15 protein-coding genes are annotated in these 19,134 nt (G+C 72.1%); 8 read left to right on the top strand and 7 right to left on the bottom strand.

Going from position 1 to position 19,134, the window contains the following annotated elements:
- The first annotated feature begins 97 nt into the window (after positions 1 to 97).
- The 6 genes from MicB006_RS10765 to MicB006_RS10740 all read left to right on the top strand — a co-directional run bounded on the left by MicB006_RS10765 (position 98) and on the right by MicB006_RS10740 (position 7,447).
- Positions 98 to 1,774 (top strand): ABC transporter substrate-binding protein, encoded by a 1,677-nt coding sequence (locus MicB006_RS10765; RefSeq protein WP_116505667.1) that lies wholly within the window; start codon positions 98 to 100, stop codon positions 1,772 to 1,774.
- Between the two features lie 87 nt (positions 1,775 to 1,861).
- Entirely contained in the window at positions 1,862 to 2,968 is a 1,107-nt protein-coding gene (locus MicB006_RS10760; protein WP_116505665.1) for an ABC transporter ATP-binding protein, read from the top strand.
- Complete coding sequence (locus MicB006_RS10755; RefSeq protein WP_116505663.1) at positions 2,965 to 3,942, top strand: ABC transporter permease; 978 nt, start codon at positions 2,965 to 2,967, stop codon at positions 3,940 to 3,942. Before MicB006_RS10760 ends, MicB006_RS10755 begins: the two co-directional genes overlap by 4 nt.
- Positions 3,943 to 3,945: 3 nt before the next feature.
- Positions 3,946 to 4,992 carry an ABC transporter permease gene (locus tag MicB006_RS10750; RefSeq protein WP_192900225.1) on the top strand — a complete coding sequence of 349 codons (1,047 nt, stop codon included), beginning with the start codon at positions 3,946 to 3,948 and terminating at the stop codon, positions 4,990 to 4,992.
- Positions 4,989 to 5,996 (top strand): ABC transporter ATP-binding protein, encoded by a 1,008-nt coding sequence (locus MicB006_RS10745; protein WP_116505661.1) that lies wholly within the window; start codon positions 4,989 to 4,991, stop codon positions 5,994 to 5,996. Before MicB006_RS10750 ends, MicB006_RS10745 begins: the two co-directional genes overlap by 4 nt.
- Positions 5,997 to 6,034: 38 nt before the next feature.
- A complete protein-coding gene (locus tag MicB006_RS10740; protein WP_116505659.1) occupies positions 6,035 to 7,447 on the top strand; it encodes a GH1 family beta-glucosidase in 1,413 nt (470 codons plus the stop codon).
- Positions 7,448 to 7,474: 27 nt separating this feature from the next.
- On the opposite strand, the gene MicB006_RS10735 is transcribed toward MicB006_RS10740, so the two are convergent.
- Entirely contained in the window at positions 7,475 to 8,719 is a 1,245-nt protein-coding gene (locus MicB006_RS10735) for an ROK family transcriptional regulator (protein WP_116505657.1), read from the bottom strand.
- 144 nt (positions 8,720 to 8,863) lie between these two features.
- Here MicB006_RS10735 and MicB006_RS10730 point away from each other — a divergent pair, with 144 nt between their 5' ends.
- Both MicB006_RS10730 and sthA read left to right on the top strand, forming a co-directional pair.
- Complete coding sequence (locus MicB006_RS10730) at positions 8,864 to 10,228, top strand: glycosyl hydrolase family 18 protein (RefSeq protein ID WP_116505656.1); 1,365 nt, start codon at positions 8,864 to 8,866, stop codon at positions 10,226 to 10,228.
- A gap of 81 nt (positions 10,229 to 10,309) precedes the next feature.
- The gene (gene sthA / locus MicB006_RS10725) at positions 10,310 to 11,713 is read left to right on the top strand and encodes a Si-specific NAD(P)(+) transhydrogenase (protein ID WP_073829551.1); all 1,404 of its coding nucleotides are present in this window, start codon (positions 10,310 to 10,312) and stop codon (positions 11,711 to 11,713) included.
- 93 nt (positions 11,714 to 11,806) lie between these two features.
- On the opposite strand, the gene MicB006_RS10720 is transcribed toward sthA, so the two are convergent.
- The 6 genes from MicB006_RS10720 to MicB006_RS10695 are packed head-to-tail and all read right to left on the bottom strand — an operon-like array spanning position 11,807 to position 19,019.
- Entirely contained in the window at positions 11,807 to 13,594 is a 1,788-nt protein-coding gene (locus tag MicB006_RS10720; protein WP_116505654.1) for a gamma-glutamyltransferase family protein, read from the bottom strand.
- A gap of 11 nt (positions 13,595 to 13,605) precedes the next feature.
- A complete protein-coding gene (locus MicB006_RS10715) occupies positions 13,606 to 14,643 on the bottom strand; it encodes an ABC transporter ATP-binding protein (RefSeq protein ID WP_116505653.1) in 1,038 nt (345 codons plus the stop codon).
- On the bottom strand, positions 14,640 to 15,662 hold the full coding sequence (locus MicB006_RS10710) for an ABC transporter ATP-binding protein (RefSeq protein ID WP_116505651.1): 1,023 nt from the start codon (positions 15,660 to 15,662) through the stop codon (positions 14,640 to 14,642). The genes MicB006_RS10715 and MicB006_RS10710 overlap by 4 nt, the downstream gene beginning before the upstream one ends.
- Positions 15,659 to 16,540 (bottom strand): ABC transporter permease, encoded by an 882-nt coding sequence (locus MicB006_RS10705; protein WP_116505649.1) that lies wholly within the window; start codon positions 16,538 to 16,540, stop codon positions 15,659 to 15,661. The genes MicB006_RS10710 and MicB006_RS10705 overlap by 4 nt, the downstream gene beginning before the upstream one ends.
- A complete protein-coding gene (locus MicB006_RS10700) occupies positions 16,537 to 17,481 on the bottom strand; it encodes an ABC transporter permease (protein WP_116505647.1) in 945 nt (314 codons plus the stop codon). Before MicB006_RS10700 ends, MicB006_RS10705 begins: the two co-directional genes overlap by 4 nt.
- The gene (locus MicB006_RS10695) at positions 17,481 to 19,019 is read right to left on the bottom strand and encodes an ABC transporter substrate-binding protein (RefSeq protein WP_116505645.1); all 1,539 of its coding nucleotides are present in this window, start codon (positions 19,017 to 19,019) and stop codon (positions 17,481 to 17,483) included. The genes MicB006_RS10700 and MicB006_RS10695 overlap by 1 nt, the downstream gene beginning before the upstream one ends.
- Positions 19,020 to 19,134 lie beyond the last annotated feature (115 nt).

Raw genomic sequence — 19,134 nt, 5'->3', positions numbered from 1 at the left:
GACCATGCCGGCGGGCCCGCCCGCCGGTGGCACCACCGCACACCCTCCATCCACCACATCCCGCCCGAGGATTGCGGGACCACCGAGGGAGACCTCCATGAGAAGACGGCAACTCCTCGCCCTCGCGCTGGCCGGCGCGATGGTCACCACCGCCGCCGCGTGCGGCGACAGCCCGAACGCGAACAAGAAGAGCGGCCAGGCCGCGACGGTGCTGAGCGTCGGCATGCCCAACGGCCCGCAGGCCGAGAACAACAACCCGTTCCTCACCACCTCGGCCGCCGCCTCGCTGGGCTACCGGTGGCAGATCTACGAGCCGCTGATGATGTGGAACCCGGTCAAGCCGGCCGAGCCGTTCAAGCCGTGGCTGGCCACCAAGGCCGAGTGGTCGTCGGACTACAAGTCGGTCAAGGTGACCATCCGCGAGAACGCGACCTGGTCGGACGGGCAGAAGGTCACCGCCGAGGACGTCGCGTTCACCTACAACCTGGTGAAGAAGTTCCCGGCCATCAACGACCAGGGTGTGCCGTACACCGACGCCGTCGCCAGCGGCAACGAGGTCACCATCTCGATGGCCAGCCCGCAGTTCGTCAACCAGCAGAAGGTGCTGTGGCGGGTGCCGATCGTGCCCAAGCACCTGTGGGAGAAGATCGCCGACCCGGCCACCGACCCGGTGAAGCAGCCGGTCGGCAGCGGCCCGTACACGCTCAAGTCGTTCACCCCGGCGAGCATGACGCTCGCGGTACGCGACAACGGCTACTGGCAGGACCTGCCGAAGGTGAAGGAGCTGCGGTACACCTCCTACACCGACAACAGCGCGCAGACCACCGCGCTCGCCAACGGCGAGTCGGAGTGGAGCTTCGTCTTCATCCCGAACTACCAGACCGTGTTCGTGGCCAAGGACCAGAAGAACCACAAGATGTGGGCGCCCCCGGTGCTCGGCATCCACGGCCTCTACCTGAACACCACGAAGAAGCCGTTCGACGACCCGACGCTGCGCAAGGCCATGAACATGGTGATCGACCGGGCGGACATCTTCACCACCGCCGAGGCCGGCTACTTCCACCCCGAGGTCAAGAGCGTGACCGGCCTGCCGAGCCCGGCCGGTGACTCGTTCATCGCGCCCGAGTACAAGGGCCAGGAGCACAAGGTCGACGTCGAGGGCGCCAAGGCGCTGCTCACCGGCGCCGGCTACAAGCTGGACGGCAACACGCTGAAGGACAAGAGCGGGAAGGCCGTCACGATCCGGCTGACCGACCCGGCCGGCTGGTCGGACTACCAGACCAGCCTGGAGATCGTGAAGGGCAACCTGGCGAAGATCGGCATCGCGGCGACCGTCGACAAGGCCAACCAGGACGCCTGGTTCCGCAACGTCGAGCAGGGCAACTTCGAGGCCACGTTCCGGTGGACCGAGAGCGGCGCCACGCCGTACGACATCTACCGGACCATCATGGACGGCCGCGTGCTCAAGCCGATCGGCACCGCCTCCCCGGCGGGCAACTTCGGCCGGTTCGACAGCAAGGAGGCCACCGACGCGCTGGTGTCGTACGCCAACGCCACCGACGACGCCACCCGCGCCACCGCCCTGGCCACGCTGCAGAAGATCTTCGTCGAGCAGATGCCGATGATCCCGGTCGGCGCGGACAACATCGGCGGCGCGTACAGCACGAAGAACTGGGTCGGCTGGCCGGACGACTCGAACCCGTACGGCGCGCTCCAGCCCACCCAGCCCAACGCGGTGGACGTGGTGCTGCACCTCAAGCCGGCCAACGGCTGACCCGGCGCCGCCGGCCCGGCCACTGTCACCCGGCCGGGCCGGCGGCGCCCACCCCTCGCTACCGGCAACCCCAGACAGGAATTCGGCATGACGTTGACCGAGAGCGCGCCAGCGCCGGCCGAGGAGGTGGTGCTGGAGGCCGTCGGCCTGACCAAGCACTTCCCCGTCCGCCGGCGGCTGCGTGACCTTCTCTCCCGGACCCCGGCGGTGGTGCACGCCGTCGACGACGTATCGATCGAGTTGCGCCGTGGCCGGGTGACCGCGCTGGTCGGCGAGTCCGGCTCCGGCAAGTCCACGGTCGCCCGGCTGCTGGCCCAGCTCTACCCGCGCACCGGCGGCGACATCCGGCTGCACGGCCGCTCGACCCGGGTACGCGGCGGGCGCCGGTTCCGGGCGTACGTGCGGCGGGTGCAGTTGATCCTGCAGGACCCGTTCGCCTCGCTGAACCCGGTGCACACGGTCCGCTACCACCTGACCCGGTCGCTGCGCATCCACGGCAACGCCGGGACCGGCCCGGACGGGCTGGACAAGGCACTCGCCGACCTGCTGACCCGGGTCAGCCTGACCCCGCCGGAGCGCTACCTCGACGCGTTCCCGCACGAGCTGTCCGGCGGGCAGCGCCAGCGCGTCGCGATCGCGCGGGCGCTCGGCGCCGATCCGGAGGTGCTGCTCGCCGACGAGCCCGTGTCGATGCTGGACGTCTCGATCCGCCTGGGCGTGCTCAACCTGCTCCAGGACCTCAAGGACCGGCTCAACCTGGCGATCCTCTACATCACCCACGACATCGCCTCGGCCCGCTACTTCGCCGACGAGACGATCGTCATGTACGCCGGGCGGATGGTCGAGGGCGGCGACAGCGAGACGGTCACCCAGCGGCCGGCGCACCCGTACACCCGGTTGCTGATCGAATCGGCGCCGGACCCGGAGCGGATCACCGGCGCGGGCGGCGACGGCGCGGCGGCCGGTGAGCGGGGCCACGGCGAGCCGCCGAGCCTGATCCGCCCGCCGGCCGGCTGCCGGTTCCACCCGCGCTGCCCGGCGGCGATGCCGCGCTGCGCCACCGACCTGCCGCCGGCCATCCCGGTCGACGACGCGCCCGGCCACTGGGCCGCGTGCTGGCTGTTCGACGCCGAGACCGTCGCGACGCAGAAGCCGGAGAACGCGGCAAAGGCCGGGACGGAGGCGGCCCGGTGAGGTTCCTGCTGCAACGGGTGGCCTTCTACCTGTTCACCGCCTGGGCGGCGATCACGCTGAACTTCTTCATCCCGCGGATGGTGCCGGGCGACCCGGTGCAGTCGCTGATCTCCCGCAACCAGGGCCGGATCAGCGCCGACGCGATCGCGTCGCTGCGGGTGCTGTTCGGGCTGGACTCCGACCGCTCGCTGTGGGAGCAGTACGTCGCCTACTGGGGGCAGCTGCTGCGCGGCGACCTGGGGATGTCGTTCACGTTCTTCCCGGCCCCGGTGTCGGAGGTGATCGGGAACAGCCTGCCGTGGACGGTCGGCCTGGTCGGCGTCACCACCATCGTGAGCTTCCTGCTCGGCACCGCGCTCGGCGTCGGCGCGGGCTGGCGGCGCGGCTCCTGGATCGACGGGCTGCTGCCGGCCACCACGTTCCTCTCCTCGATCCCGTACTTCTGGCTGGGCCTGGTCGCCATCGCGCTGTTCGCCGGGCCGGGCAGCTTCTTCCCGTCCTCCGGCGGCTACGAGCCGGGCCTGGTGCCGGCGTTCGACGCGTACTTCATCCCGAGCGCGCTGCAGCACAGCATCCTGCCCGCGGCGACCATCCTGGTGTCGTCGATGAGCGGCTGGATCCTCAGCATGCGCAACATGATGGTGACTGTCGCCAGCGAGGACTACATCACCGTCGCCCATGCCAAGGGGCTCTCCGAGCGACGGGTGGCGCTCAGCTACGCCGCGCGCAACGCGCTGCTGCCGAACGTCTCCGGGTTCGCGCTGTCGCTCGGCTTCATCGTCGGTGGCACGCTCCTCGTGGAGATCGTCTTCTCGTACCCGGGTCTGGGGTTCCAGCTCTTCCAGGCCGTCGGCTCGAAGGACTACCCGCTGATGCAGGGCATCTTCCTGATCATCACGATCTCGGTGCTGGTGGCGAACCTGCTCGCCGACGTGGCGTACCTGCTCCTCGACCCGCGGACCCGAAAGAGCTGAACGATGACACTCTCCCCGTCCAGCATCGAGCAGGTCATCCCCGGCCAGGGGGCGATGGCGCAGCCGTCGGCCCGGGCCCGCCGCCGCCGGTTCCGCTTCGTCGCCAACGGCAAGGCCGCGACCGGCCTGGCCGTCCTCGGGGTGTACGTGCTCCTGGCGGTGATCGGACCGTGGATCGCGCCGTACGACCCGGACGCGCGCAGCGCGGACGTGCTCCAGGCGCCCTCGGCCCGGCACTGGTTCGGCACCACCCACCTCGGGCAGGACATCCTGAGCCAGATCCTGGTCGGCGCGCGCAGCGTGATGGTGGTGGGCCTGACCGCCGGCGTGCTCGCCACGATCCTGTCCATCCTGATCGGCGTGACCGCCGGCTACCTGGGCGGCGCGGCCGACGAGGGTCTGTCGGCGGTGTCGAACGTGTTCCTGGTGATCCCGGCGCTGCCGCTGATCATCATCGTCACGTCCCTGGTCGACCAGGCCAGCGACACGCTCGTGGCGCTCATCATCGGCCTCACGTCGTGGGCCTGGGGCGCCCGGGTGCTGCGCGCCCAGACGCTGTCGTTGCGCCGCCGCGACTACGTCGAGGCCGCCCGGGCCACCGGCGAGCGGACCTGGCGGATCATCGGCTTCGAGATCCTGCCCAACCTGACCGCGATCATCGCCTCCGGCTTCGTCGGCACCGTCATCTTCGCGGTCATGTCGGAGATCACCCTGGCGTTCATCGGCGTCTCGTCGGTCTCGTCGTGGAACTGGGGCACGATCCTGTTCTGGGCACAGGGACAGCAGGCCCTCGCGCAGGGCGCCTGGTGGTGGTTCGTGCCGGCCGGGCTGGCCATCGCGCTGCTCGGCACCGCGCTCGCGCTGATCAACTTCGGCATCGACGAGTTCGTCAGCCCCCGGCTGCGCACCGGCGGCCGGACCCGCATCCGGACCGCCGACGGGCGCACCGTCGCGATGCGCGTCGGGTTCACCCCGGTGCTCGCGCCGAACCCGGCGCCGGTCCCGATGCAGCGGCCGGCGGACCCCACCCGAGAGGACGCGACCTCATGAGCGACCAGGTGCTGGAGATCCGCGGGCTGTGCGTCGACTACGGCGTCGGCGCGGACGCCGTGCGCGCGGTCCGCGACGTCGACCTGACGTTGCACCGCGGCGAGGTGCTCGGCCTGGCCGGGGAGAGCGGCAGCGGCAAGTCCACGCTCGCGTACGGGCTGACCCGGCTGCTGCCCCCGCCCGGCGTGGTCAGCGGCGGCCAGGTGATCTACCACCCGGCCGACGGCCCGCCTGTCGACGTGCTCACGCTCAGCCCGGCGAAGCTGCGCGAGTTCCGGTGGGCGGAGACGTCGATCGTGTTCCAGGGCGCGATGAACTCGCTCAACCCGGTGCACAAGGTCTCCACCCAGCTGCTCGACGTGATCCGGGCGCACGAGCCGAAGAGCACGGCGGCGAGCCGGCTGGCCCGGGCGAAGGACCTGCTGCGCCTGGTCGGCATCTCCGCCGACCGGCTGGACAGCTACCCGCACCAGCTCTCCGGCGGCATGCGGCAACGCGTCATGATCGCGATGGCGCTGGCGCTGGAGCCGCAGCTGGTCATCATGGACGAGCCGACCACCGCGCTGGACGTGGTGATGCAGCGGCAGATCCTCGGCCAGCTCGCCGAGCTGCGCGAACGCCTCGGCTTCGCGGTGCTGTTCATCACCCACGACCTGTCGCTGCTCGTCGAGTTCTCCGACCGCATCGCGATCATGTACGGCGGCCGGATCGTCGAGGAGGCGCCCGCCGCCCGGCTGTACCGGGAGCCGCTGCACCCGTACACCGAGGGGTTGCTGCACTCGTTCCCGGCGCTGCACGGGCCGCGCCGCGAGCTGACCGGCATCCCCGGCTCCCCGCCGGACCTGCGCGCCATGCCGTCCGGGTGCGCGTTCCATCCCCGCTGCCCGAAGGCGTTCGACGGGTGCGACGAGCAGGTGCCGGCGCTCGGCGCGCCGTACGTCGACGACCCGGCGCGGGCCGTCGCGTGCCATCTGCACCCGGCCGTCGCGCCGCTGTCCCGCTGACCCGCCCGACACCACCACCGCCAACCGCGAGGAGAAGCATGGACACCGACCTCACCCGCCCGTCGTCAGTCGCCGGTCCGGACCCGATCGACACGCTGCCGCCGACCTTCCGGTGGGGGGTGGCGACGTCGTCGTACCAGATCGAGGGCGCGGTGGCCGAGGACGGCCGCACGCCGTCCATCTGGGACACGTTCTGCCGGGTGCCCGGGGCGGTCACCAACGGCGACCACGGTGACGTGGCGTGCGACCACTACCACCGGATGCCGCAGGACGTCGCGCTGATCGCGGACCTGGGGCTGGACACGTACCGGTTCTCGGTGGCGTGGCCGCGGGTGCAGCCGGGCGGGCGCGGCCCGGCGAACGTGGCCGGGCTGGCCTTCTACGACCGGCTGGTGGACGAGCTGCTCGGCCGCGACGTCGAGCCGTGGGTGACGCTCTACCACTGGGACCTGCCGCAGGAGCTGGAGGACGCGGGCGGCTGGCCGAACCGGGACACCGCGTACCGGTTCGCCGACTACGCCGAACTGGTCTTCGCCGCGCTCGGCGACCGGGTCCGCACCTGGACCACGCTCAACGAGCCGTGGTGCTCGGCGATGCTCGGGTACGCCTACGGCGACCACGCCCCGGGCCGGCGGAACCTCGGCGACGGCATCGCCGCGGCCCACCACCTGCTGCTCGGGCACGGGCTGGCCACGCGGCGGCTGCGCGAGGCGGCCATGGCGCCGATCGAGCTGGGCCTCACGCTGAACCTGTCCACCGCCGACCCGGCCACCGACAGCGCGGCCGACCGGGACGCGGCGCGGGCCGCCGACGGGCTGGGCAACCGGCTCTACCTCGACCCGGTGCTGCGCGGGGAGTACCCGCAGGACGTGATCGCGGACCTGGCCGCCGAGGGCGTGGAGATCCCGGTGCGCGACGGCGACCTGGACGTCATCGCCACCCCGATCGACGTGCTGGGCGTGAACTTCTACTTCGGGCAGCTGCACTCCGGCGTGGACGAGCAGGGCCGCGACCGCGACGACGACGGCAAGCCGGTACGCCGGGTGGTGCGCCGCGACCTGCCACGTACCGCGATGGACTGGGAGATCGTGCCGGAGTCCTTCACCGAGCTGCTGGTGCGGCTGCACCGCGACTACCCGGGCACGCCCATGGTGATCACCGAGAACGGCGCCGCGTTCGACGACAAGCCGGACGCGGACGGGTTCGTGAACGACGACGACCGGGTCGGCTACCTCACCGAGCACCTGCGGGCGGTGGCCCGGGCCCGGGCGGCCGGGGCGGACGTGCGCGGCTACTTCGCCTGGTCGCTGCTGGACAACTTCGAGTGGGCGTACGGCTACGACAAGCGGTTCGGCATCGTCCGGGTCGACTACGACACGCAGCGCCGCGTCCCCAAGCGCAGCGCGCTGTGGTACCGGGACACCGTGCGGCGGGTGCGCGGGCAGCGCTGACGCCGCGCGGCGTGGGGGCCGGGCCGGTCAGTGACGGCGGCCCGGCCGCCACGCCGGTGACGGGCGGGCGGCCGGGTCGCGGGGCACACCGCCGTCGCGCAGCAGCCGGGTCATCGGCAGGGTGGCCGCGCCCATGGCGACCGCGTCCGGGCCGAGCCGGCACAGCTCGATCGAGGTCTGCGCGTACGGCTGGCGCAGCGCGTGCCGCGCGGTGGCCTCGCGGATCGCGGGCAGGTGCCGCTCGCCCAGGGCCAGCCCGGCCCAGCCGCCGAGCACCACCCGCTCCGGGTTGAACAGGTTCACCAGGTTGGCCACCCCGGCGCCCAGGTAGCCGACCGTCTCGTCGATCACCTTCGCGGCGGCGCCGCTGGTGGAGCGCAGCAGCTCACCGAATGCGGTCTCCTCGTCCGCGCCGGGCGCCGGGCGGCCCCGGTTGGCCTGGCGGAACCGGTCCAGCACCGCCTCCGCGCCGACGTACGCCTCCAGGCAGCCGAGGTTGCCGCAGCGGCAGCGGCGGCCCCCGTACACGATGGTGGTGTGGCCCCACTCCCCGGCGCTGCTGTGCGCGCCGCGGTAGCCGACGCCGTCGGCGACCACGCTCGCGCCGACGCCGGAGCCGACCAGGGCGACCACCGCGTGCCGGACGCCCCGGCCGGCGCCGAACCACATCTCGGCCTGGCCGAGCGTCTTCGCGCCGTTGTCCACGTGCACCGGTACGCCGGTGCCGGCGCGCAGCATCGCGCCGAGCGGGACGCCGTCCCAGCCGAGCGTCTGGGCGTGCACCACGGCGTCGGCGGCGCGCTCGACGGTGCCGGCCACGGCGACGCCGAAGCCGAGCACCGCCGCCGGGTCGACGCCCGCCTGCTCGGTGACGGCGGCGAGGCCGTGCCGCAGGTGCGCGGCGACCCGCTCGGGGTCGGGACCGGCCGCGGCGATCGGGTACTCGGCCTTGGCCAGCGCGGTCATGCTCAGGTCGAACAACTCCACCTGGACGCGCGTCTCACCGACGTCGGCGCCGACCAGGTAGCCGTAGCCGGGGGCGACGCGCAGCAGCACGCGGGGACGGCCGCCGTCGGACTCGACCGAGCCGGCCTCCTCGACCAGGCCCTCGGCGATCATCTCGCCGACCAGGTTGCTGACGCTGGCCAGGCTGAGCGCTGTGGACTGGCCCAGCTCGTGGCGGCTGAGCGGGCCGTCCAGCCAGATCCGGGTCAGCAGGACCGACCGGTTGGCCCGGCGCATGTCGCGCACCGTGGTGCGTCTGGCGTCCACGTCGCCGCCGTCCCTTCCCGGCCGCCGACGGCGACCTGCGTTCGTCTGCGTTCACGCCGTGAACCAAGCGGTGACAGCGTACTGCGCATTTACACTTAACAAAGTTAACTGATAATCTCCGGCGCATCGATGAGGAGGTATGTCATGCGACTCGGACGTGGGATGACCGCACTGCTCGGTGGTGTCGCACTGCTCGCCGCCACCGCCGCCGCCCTGCCCGCCACCGCCGCCACGACCGGCGCCGTCGGCGCGCTCGTCGCGTGTGACGCGCCGGCCTGGGCCGAGGGCGTCACCTGGACGGCCGGCAGCCGCGCCACCTACGCCGGCCGGCTCTACCAGGCGCTCGTCACACACACCCCGCCGGCCGGCGCGGGCTGGAACCCGGCCGCCGTACCGGCGCTCTGGACCGACCTCGGCGCCTGCACCGGCGGCACGCCGTCGCCGAGCCCCACCACCCGCCCGCCCTCGCCGTCCCCGTCCCCGTCCGTCTCCCCCACCCGGACGCCCTCCCCCACGCCGACCGTGTCGTCCAGCCCGACCACCCCGGGCGGGGATACCTGCGCGCTGCGGTCCCGGCCGGCCGGGAAGGTGCTGCAGGGCTACTGGGAGAACTGGGACGGCGCCGCCAACGGCGTGCACCCCGGCCTCGGCTGGATCCCGATCACCGACTCCCGGATCACCGGGCACGGCTACAACGTGGTCACCGCCGCGTTCCCGGTCATCCGCGCCGACGGCACGGTGCTCTGGGAGGACGGCATGGACGCCGGCGTCAAGGTGCCCACCCCGGCGCAGGTGTGCCAGGCCAAGGCCGCTGGGCTCACAGTGCTGCTGTCCATCGGCGGCGCCACCGCCGGCATCGACCTCAGCTCCAGCGCGGTCGCCGACCGCTTCGTCGCCACCGTCGTGCCGATCCTCAAGCGGCACAACTTCGACGGCATCGACATCGACATCGAGACCGGCCTGACCGGCAGCGGGAACATCAACCAGCTCTCCCCCTCCCAGGCCAACCTGATCCGGATCATCGACGGGGTGCTGGCCCAGATGCCGGCCGGCTTCGGGCTCACCATGGCGCCCGAGACCGCGTACGTCACCGGCGGCAGCGTCACCTACGGCTCGATCTGGGGCGCGTACCTGCCGATCATCAAGAAGTACGCCGACAACGGGCGGCTCTGGTGGCTGAACATGCAGTACTACAACGGCTCGATGTACGGCTGCGCCGGTGACTCGTACCCGGCCGGCACCGTCGCCGGTTTCGTCGCGCAGACCAACTGCCTCGACGCCGGCCTGGTCATCCAGGGCACCACCATCCGCGTACCGCTCGACCGGCAGGTCCCCGGGCTGCCCGCGCAGGTCGGCGCCGGCGGCGGGTACATGAGCCCGGCGCTGGTGGCGCAGGCGTGGAACACCTACCAGGGCCGCCTGAAGGGCCTGATGACCTGGTCGGTCAACTGGGACGGGTCGAAGGGCTGGACGTTCGGCGACAACGTTCGGGCCCTGCAGGGCCGCTGACCCGGCAGGGCTCCGCGTTCCACCCCCGGCGCGGAGCCCTGCCGCTGGCGCTGGTTGCGAGACCCTGCGAGGCTGGCGCTCGTGTATGACTACGACCTGCTGGTGCTGGGCTCCGGACCGAGTGGACAGAAGGCGGCGATCGCCGCTGCCAAACTGGGCCGTCGCGTCGCCATCGTCGATCGCCGCGACATGCTCGGCGGAGTGTGCATCAACACCGGCACCGTGCCCTCCAAGACACTGCGTGAAGCCGTCCTCTACCTGACCGGGCTCAGCCAGCGTGACCTCTACGGCAGCAGCTACCGGGTCAAGGAGGACATCACCGTCGCGGACCTGGCCGCCCGCACCCAGCACGTGATCACCCGCCAGACCGACGTCATCCGCGACCAGCTGGCCCGCAACAAGGTCGCGCTGATCACCGGCACCGGCCGGTTCGCCGACGCCCACTCCGTCTGGGTCGACGCCGGCTCCGGCCGGGAGACCCGGATCAGCTTCGACAAGGCGGTCATCGCCGCCGGCACCCGCCCGGCCCGACCGGACAGCGTCGACTTCGACGACCGGACCATCGTCGACTCCGACGGCGTCATCAACCTGCAGGCCGTCCCGCGCAGCATGGTCGTGGTCGGCGCCGGGGTGATCGGCATGGAGTACGCCTCCCTGTTCGCCGCGCTCGGCACCAAGGTGACAGTGGTCGAGCGCCGCCCCCGGATGCTCGACTTCTGCGACGAGGAGATCGTCGAGTCGCTGAAGTACCACCTGCGGGACCTGTCGGTGACCTTCCGCTTCGGCGAGGAGGTGGCCGCCGTGGAGAAGCACCGCACCGCCGCGCTCTGCGTGCTGCGCAGCGGCAAGAAGATCGTCGCGGACACGGTGATGTACTCGGCCGGGCGGCAGGGGCAGACCGACGACCTCGCGCTGGACGCGGCCGGGCTCACCGCCGACCACCGCGGCCGGATCACCGTCGACGCCAACTACCGCACCGCTGTCGACAACATCTACGCGGTCGGCGACGTGATCGGCTTCCCGGCGCTGGCGTCCACCTCGATGGAACAGGGCCGGCTGGCCGCCCAGCACGCCTGCGGCGAACCGGCCCGCGGCATGTCCGACCTGCAACCGATCGGCATCTACACGATTCCGGAGATCAGCTTCGTCGGGAAGTCCGAGGAGGAGCTGACCGAGGCGTCCACCCCGTTCGAGGTGGGCATCGCCCGCTACCGGGAGCTGGCCCGGGGCCAGATCGTCGGCGACTCGTACGGGATGCTGAAACTGCTCGTCTCACCCGAGGACGGTCGGCTGCTCGGGGTGCACGTGTTCGGCACCGGCGCCACCGAGATCGTCCACATCGGGCAGGCGGTGATGGGCTGCGGCGGCACCGTCGACTACCTGCTCGACGCCGTCTTCAACTACCCGACCCTGGCCGAGGCGTACAAGGTCGCAGCCCTCGACGCCGCCAACAAGATCCGCAACATAACCCGGATCAACGACTGACCCTCGCCTCGTCGATCTTGCACTTGCTGCCCCGGGAGCGCCCGTTATGACCGCTGTACCCGGGCCGCAAGTGCAAGATCAGCGGGAAAGGGGTCAGCGGCCTGTGGCGTAGCCCTGGGCGCCTCGGGGGTTCGCCGCCGCCGACAGGACTCCGGTGCGCGGGTCACGGGTCACCGCGCACATGCGGCCGAGGCTCCACGGGTCGGACAGGCGGACTGTGTGGCCGCGGGCGCGCAGGCCGGACAGCACGTCCGGGTCGATCCGGTCCTCCAGCACCACCACGCCGGGCTCGACCTCGCGCGGGTAGAACGACGCCGGGAAGCTCGTCGTGTGCCAGGTGGGGGCGTCGATCGCCTCCTGCAGGTCCTGCCCGCCGGCCAGGTGCCGCAGCAGGAACAGCAGCTGCCACTGGTCCTGCTGGTCGCCTCCGGGCGTGCCGCACGCCATCACCGGTTCCCCGTCACGCAGCACCAGCGTCGGGCTCAGCGTGGTACGCGGGCGCCGGTCCGGCCGCAGCGTCGAGGCGAGCCCTTCCTCCAGCCAGCACATCTGCAACCGGCTGCCCAGCGGGAAGCCCAGTTCCGGGATGGCGGGTGAGCTCTGCAGCCAGCCGCCGCTGGGCGTGGCGGAGATGATGTTGCCCCACCGGTCCACCACGTCGACGTGGCACGTGTCGCCGCGGGTCACGCCGTCGGCGCGTACCGTGGGTTCGCCGGTGCTCGGGTCCTGCGGGACGGCCCGGCCGGCGGCGTGGCTGTGCAGGTGCGACGGGAGCCGGGGCGGCTCACCCGCCGGGCTGCCGGGACGCAGCGTCGGGTCGGCGCGGTCGCCGATCAGCGCGGCCCGGGAACGGGCGTACTCGGCCGACAGCAGCGCGGAACTCGGCACGTCGGTGTCGCCGTACCACGCCTCCCGGTCGGCGAACGCGAGCTTCAGCGCCTCGGCCTGCGCGTGGATGCCGTCCAGGCCGGACGGGTCGTAGACCCGCGGATCCTCGAGCGCGTCCAGGACGGCCAGGGTCTGCAGCAGCACCGGGCCCTGGCCCCAGAAGCCGGTCTTGGCGATCGTGTGCCCGTGCCAGTCCAGCGTGACCGGCGTCTCCCAGGTGGCCGAGAACCCGGCCAGGTCGTCGCCGGTGACCAGGCCGGCGTGGGCGCGCCCGCTGGAGTCGCGGAACGGCAGCCGGCTGAACGCGTCGATCGCCTCGGCGACGAAACCCTCCCGCCAGGCGAGCCGGGCCGCCTCGATCTGCGCCTCCCGGCCCGTACCGGCGGCCCGTCCCGCGTCGACGAGGCGGCGCAGCGTGTCCGCGTACGCCGGGTTGGTGACCATCTCCCCCGGCGCGGGCGGACGGCCGTCACGCAGCCAGATCCGCGCGGACGTCGGCCAGTGGTCGGTGAACAGCGACCGGACCCGCGCCACTGTCTGCCCGGCCGCGCCGACCAGCGGGTGACCGGCGGCGGCGTAGCCGATCGCCGGTTCCAGCACCTCGGCGAGCGTGCGGGTGCCGTGGTCGCGCAACAGCAGCAGCCACGCGTCGACAGCGCCGGGCACCACGGCGGCGAGCGGACCGGCGCCGGGCACGAGGTCCAGGCCCAGCGACCGGAAGTGCGCGACGGTGGCGGCGGCCGGGGCCGGGCCCTGCCCGCAGAGCACCCGCGGCGTCGGGTCGTTCGCGGTGGCGAGGATCGCCGGCACCTCGCCGGCCGGGCCGTTGAGGTGCGGCTCCACGACGTGCAGCACGAACCCGGCGGCGACGGCGGCGTCGAACGCGTTGCCGCCCCGCTCCAGCACGCCCATCGCGGACTGGCTGGCCAGCCAGTGCGTGGAGGAGACCATGCCGAACGTGCCGCGCAGCGTCGGCCGGGTGGTGAACGTCATCGGCGGTGAGCCTACGCGGTGCCGGCGACGTCGGCGCGGTCCGTCGCGCCGCCCTCCACATCGTCGCCGTCGCGCTCGCCGTCGAGCGGGAACAGGCACGCGGCCTCGTGGCCCGGACCCACCTCGGCCAGCGCCGGGTCGGTCTCGGCGCACGCGGGGCGGGCCTGGGGGCATCGGGTACGGAAGCGGCAGCCGCTCGGCGGGTCCACCGGGCTGGGGATGTCGCCGGTGAGCACGATCCGGCGGCGCTCCCGCTCGACGCGCGGATCGGCGACCGGCACCGCCGACAACAGCGCGGCCGTGTACGGGTGCGCCGGGCGCCGGTAGATCCGCTCGGGTGGGCCGGTCTCGACGATGCGGCCCAGGTACATCACCGCGATCCGGTCGCTCATGTGCTCGACGGCGGCCAGGTCGTGCGCGATGAACAGGTAGGTCAGCCCGAGGTCGCGTTGCAGGCGCCGCAGCAGGTTCATGATCTGCGCCTGGACGCTCAGGTCGAGCGAGGCGATCGGCTCGTCCAGCACGATCAGGTCCGGTTCGCCGGCCAGCGCCCGGGCCACGCCGACTCGCTGGCGCTGGCCGCCGGACAGCTCGTGCGGATGCCGGCCGGCGGTGTCGGCGCGCAGGCCGACCAGGTCCAGCAGTTCGGCCACCCGCTTGCGGCGGGCGGTTCCGGACGTGGCGAGGCGATGCACGACAAGGGGTTCGGCGATGCTGTCGCCGACCGTGCGGCGCGGGTCCAGCGACGCCTGCGGGTCCTGGAAGACCATCGCCACGTGGCGGCGCGTCGCGCGCAGGCGGCGGCGGGACCAGCGGGTGACGTCCGCGCCAGCCACCCGGACCCGCCCGGCGCTCGGGTCGACCAGCCGCAGCAGCGCCAGCCCGGCGGTGGACTTGCCGCTGCCCGACTCGCCGACCAGCCCGAGCGTCTCGCCCCGGCGTACGGCCAGGGAGACGCCGTCGACGGCGCGGACCGTTCCGGCCGGGGTCGGGAAGTACACCGCGAGGTCGTCCAGCTCGGCGACCACGTCCGGGGTGTCGTCGCTCATCCGGTCTCTCCACGGTAGAAGGTACGGACCGTGTGCCCGTCGCCGACCGGCGTCAGCGGCGGCAGTTCGTGCTCGCAGCGGGGGTCGGCGCGTACCGGGCAGCGCGGCCAGAACGCGCACCCGGACGGCAGGTCCAGCGGGCTCGGCGGCGCGCCGGGGATGGCGACCAGGTCCTCGCCGCGCCGGGACGGATCGGGCCGGGCCGCCAGCAGCGCCCGGGTGTACGGGTGCGTGGGCGTGTCGAACACCGCGTCCACCGGGCCCTGCTCGACGATCCGCCCCCCGTACATGACCGCGACCGTGTCGGCGATGCCGGCGACCACGCCCAGGTCGTGGGTGACCCAGACGACGGCGGTGCCCAGACGCGTCTGCAGGTCGGCGACCAGCTCGATGATCTGCGCCTGGGTGGTGACGTCCAGCGCGGTGGTCGGCTCGTCGGCGATCAGCAGGTCCGGCTCGCACGACAGCGCCATGGCGATGGCGACGCGCTGGCGCATGCCGCCGGAGAACTGGTGCGGGTACGCGTCGACGCGCTGCGCGGCCGACGGGATGCCGACCAGCTCCAGCAGTTCCACCGCCCGGTCGCGGGCGGCGCGTCGGGTCAGCCCGAGGTGTTCCTCGGCCGCCTCGGTGACCTGCCGGCCCACGGGAAGCACCGGGTTGAGCGAGGTCATCGGGTCCTGGAAGACGAACCCGACGTGCCGGCCGCGAAGCTTGCGGCGGCGGTCGTCGGGCAGCGCGGTCAGCTCGTGGTCGAGCAGCCGCACCCGGCCGGTGACGGTCGCGGCGCGCGGGGCCAGTCCGGTGGCCGCGAGCAGGGTCATGCTCTTGCCGCTGCCGGACTCGCCGACCAGGGCGAACGTCTCCCCCTGCCGCACCTGCCAGGACACCCCGGCCACGGCGCGGGCCGGACCACGGCGGGTGCCGATTGTGACGGTGAGGTCGTCCACGGACAGCACCGTCGAGTCGGCCGCGGGGGGCCGGCGCTGGCTCGGCATGCGTTCGGTGCGCTCGCTCATGGGGTGCTCCGGCGGGCCTCGGCGAGGGTGAGCTGGCGCGGGTCGAGCACGTCCCGCAACGCGTCGCCGACCAGGTTGAACGCCAGCACGGTGAGGAAGATCGCCGCGCCCGGGAACACACCCAGCCACCAGGCGTCGGTGACGAAGCCGCGCCCGTCGAACAGCATTCGGCCCCAGGCCGGCGCGGGCGGCTGGATGCCCAGGCCGAGGAAGGACAACGCGGCCTCGGAGAGGATCGCGAACGCCAGCGACAGCGACGTCTGCACGATCAGCGGCGCGGCGATGTTCGGCAGCACGTGCCGGCGCATGATGCGCACGTCGGACGCGCCGATGGAGACGGCGGCCCGGACGAACACCTGCTCGCGTACGGACAGCACGCCGGCGCGGGTGATGCGGGCGAAGATGGGCGTGTAGACCACGCCGATGGCGACCATGGCGGTGAGCAGGCCGGGGCCGAGCACCGCCACGATGGCCACCGCCAGCAGCAGCACCGGGAACGCGAACAGCACGTCCATGCAGCGCATGAGCACGCTGTCCAGCCAGCCCCGGTAGTAGCCGGCGAACAGTCCGAGCGTCACCCCGGCGACCAGCGCGATGCCGACGCTGACCGCGCCGACCTGCAGTGACACGCGGGCGGCGACGAGCACCCGGCTGAGCACGTCGCGGCCCAGCTCGTCGGTGCCGAACGGGTGCGCTCCGCTGGGCGGGCGCAGCATCTGGTCCACGTCGACGTCGTTGACGCCGGCCGGGGCCAGCCACGGGCCGGCCACGCCCACCACGACCAGCAGCACGAGCACGATCGTGCCGCCGACGGCGAGCGGGTCGCGGCGCAGCGCGTCCAGGACGCGGCGTCCGGTGCTCTCGGTCGTGGCGCTCACTTGACCGTGATCCTCGGGTCGAGGCGGGCGTAGAGGATGTCCACCAGCAGGTTGACCAGCAGGAACAGGGCGGCGACGAGCAGCACCGCGCCCTGAAGGACGGGATAGTCGCGGGCCTGCACGGCGTCGAACGTGAGCCGGCCGATGCCGGGCCACGCGAACAGCACCTCGATGACGATGACGCCGCCGAGCAGGGACGCCAGTTGCACGGCGACCACCGTCACCACCGGGATCAGCGCGTTGCGCAGCACGTGCCGCACGATCACGACCCGGTTGCGCAGCCCTTTCGCCTCCGCGGTGCGTACGTAGTCGGCGGAGAGCACCTCCAGCACGGAAGAGCGGATGAACCGGGTGAGGATGGAGGCGGTGACCAGGCCGACGGTGACCGCCGGCAGCGCCACGTGGGTGGCCCACCGGCCGGGGTCCTCGGTCAGCGCCACGTAGCCCGACGGTGGCAGCCAGCCCAGCACCCCGGCGAACAGCAGGATGCCCATGATGCCCATCCAGAAATCCGGCACCGAGACGCCGAACTGGCTGAACACGCGGGCGGCGTGGTCCACGGCGGAGCCGCTGCGTACCGCCGCGACGATGCCCAGCGGGAACGCCACCAGCAGCGCGAACAGCACCGCGGTGACGGCGAGCGACAGCGTGGCGGGCAGCCGTTCCAGCACGATCTGGCTCACCGGCTGGCCGGTGCGGAAGCTGACCCCCAGGTCACCGGTGAGCGCGTGCCCGAGGTAGCTGGCGTACTGCACAGGTAGCGGCTGGTCGAGGCCGGCGCGTTCCCGCAACGCGTCGTACGTCTGCTGGTCGAACCGCGTGCCGAGCGCCACCCGGACCGGATCGCCGGGCACGAGTTGCAGCAGCAGGAACACCACAAGGGTCACGCCGACGAGCACGATCGCCGACTGGAGTGCCCGCCGCAGGACGAAGCGGGTCATCACTTGGCCAGGGCGACCGACCGGAACCGGATCGCCCGGTCGGTGCGCACCTCGTATCCGGAGACCTTCTTCGACCAGCCCTGCACCACGTCCGGGTTGTAGAGGTAGAGGTAGCTGGCGTCGTCAACGATCTGCTTCGCGGCCTGCTCGTACGCCTGCTTGCGGGCGCCCTGGTCGGTCTGGGTGCGCGCGTCGTCCAGCAGCTTGTCCACCGCCGGGTTCTTGTACTTGTGGAAGTTGAACGTGCCGCCGCTGTGGTGCTGGGCGTAGTAGAACTCGTCCGGGTCGATGTTGCCGAGCCAGCCCAGCATGAACCCGTCGAAGTTGCCCTTGGCCTGCTCGTCGAGCCACTGGGCGAAGTCCAGCGTACGGATCTTCACGGTGATGCCGACGTCCTTGAGCTGGGCGGCGATGACCTGTGCGGCGCTCACCGTCTCCGGGTACTCGCTGGTGACCATCAGATCCATGGTCAGGTTGCTCACGCCGGCCTGGCCGAGCATCTGCTTGGCCTTGCCCGGGTCGTGGCTGTAGGGCGCGTAGTCGTAGTAGAAGGCGCTGTCCTTGGGGATGGCGGTCTGGTTGACGGTGGCCAGGCCGAACTTCGCCGCCTTGGTGATCGCCTCCCGGTCCAGCGCGTACCCGATCGCGCGCCGCACCTCGGGGTTGTCGAACGGCTTGCGGGCCTCGTTGAGCGCCACGTACCAGTAGTCGGTGGAGGCCGCCGACTTCACCACCGGGTCGTCGCCGTCCTGCAGCGACTTGACCTGCTGCGGCGGCAGGTTGTCGGTCCACTGCACCTGGCCGCTGCGCAGGTTCTGCAGCGCGACAGTCGGGTCCTTGACGAAGGTGAACGTGACGCCGTCGAGCTTCGGCTTCTCACCCCAGTAGGCGTCGTTGCGCACCAGCTTGATGCTGTCGCCGGAGGTGTAGCCGGCCACGGTGAACGGGCCGCTGCCCACCGGCGCGGTCTTCACCTTGCCGGACTCCACGTTGGACTTCTCGACGATCGCCACGCCCTTGAACCCGCCGAGGTTCGCCAGCAGGTTCGGCGTGGGCGCGCTCAGCGTCACCACCACCGTCGCCGGGTCGGGCCCGGTGACGGACTTGACGGTGGCGAACTTGTACGCGTTGTTCAGCTTCTCCTTGATGATCCGCTCGAAGGAGTAGACGACGTCCTCGGAGGTCAGCGGCGACCCGTCGGAGAACTTCACGCCCTCGCGCAGGGTGAACGTCCAGGTCAGCTGGTCGTCACTGGTGGTCCACTTCGTCGCCAGCGAGGGCCCCATCTTCAGGTCGGCGTCCGGCTCGACGAGCGTGTCGTAGACGTTCTCCAGCACCTGGAAGCTGTAGTAGGCAGACGTCTTGTGCGGGTCGAGCTGGTCGGGTTCGCCGCCGATCGCCGCGTTGAGGACTCCGCCGGCGCCACCGGCGTTCCCCCCGCCGCCGACGTCGACCGCCTCGCCGCCGGTGCATCCGGACAGGACGCCGATGGTGAGGATGAGTGCGGCGCCGAACGCGCCGAGCTTGTTCCTGGACACAGGCCCCCCTTGCCACTTCCCGGACAAAAGAAAGTTTCGGCGAGTCTTCTCTCCGAGCTGGATGATGTCAAACGAATCCAGCCAAATTGACTTCCCGGCGGGTGCTTGCCGGTGC

This window comes from Micromonospora sp. B006 (genome assembly GCF_003408515.1).
Taxonomy (GTDB): domain Bacteria; phylum Actinomycetota; class Actinomycetes; order Mycobacteriales; family Micromonosporaceae; genus Micromonospora; species Micromonospora echinospora_A.
The sequence above is the reverse complement of the archived record's forward strand: the minus strand, read 5'-3'. Positions and strand labels throughout refer to the sequence as shown.

Excerpts from the sequence above, each read along its gene's own strand:
- MicB006_RS10765 (WP_116505667.1), top strand. The coding sequence starts at position 98 with ATGAGAAGACGGCAACTCCTCGCCCTCGCGCTGGCCGGCGCGATGGTC.
- MicB006_RS10700 (WP_116505647.1), bottom strand. The coding sequence starts at position 17,481 with ATGACCCGCTTCGTCCTGCGGCGGGCACTCCAGTCGGCGATCGTGCTC.
- MicB006_RS10730 (WP_116505656.1), top strand. The coding sequence starts at position 8,864 with ATGCGACTCGGACGTGGGATGACCGCACTGCTCGGTGGTGTCGCACTG.
- MicB006_RS10740 (WP_116505659.1), top strand. The coding sequence starts at position 6,035 with ATGGACACCGACCTCACCCGCCCGTCGTCAGTCGCCGGTCCGGACCCG.
- MicB006_RS10745 (WP_116505661.1), top strand. The coding sequence starts at position 4,989 with ATGAGCGACCAGGTGCTGGAGATCCGCGGGCTGTGCGTCGACTACGGC.
- MicB006_RS10710 (WP_116505651.1), bottom strand. The coding sequence starts at position 15,662 with ATGAGCGAGCGCACCGAACGCATGCCGAGCCAGCGCCGGCCCCCCGCG.
- MicB006_RS10715 (WP_116505653.1), bottom strand. The coding sequence starts at position 14,643 with ATGAGCGACGACACCCCGGACGTGGTCGCCGAGCTGGACGACCTCGCG.
- MicB006_RS10750 (WP_192900225.1), top strand. The coding sequence starts at position 3,946 with ATGACACTCTCCCCGTCCAGCATCGAGCAGGTCATCCCCGGCCAGGGG.
- MicB006_RS10720 (WP_116505654.1), bottom strand. The coding sequence starts at position 13,594 with ATGACGTTCACCACCCGGCCGACGCTGCGCGGCACGTTCGGCATGGTC.
- MicB006_RS10760 (WP_116505665.1), top strand. The coding sequence starts at position 1,862 with ATGACGTTGACCGAGAGCGCGCCAGCGCCGGCCGAGGAGGTGGTGCTG.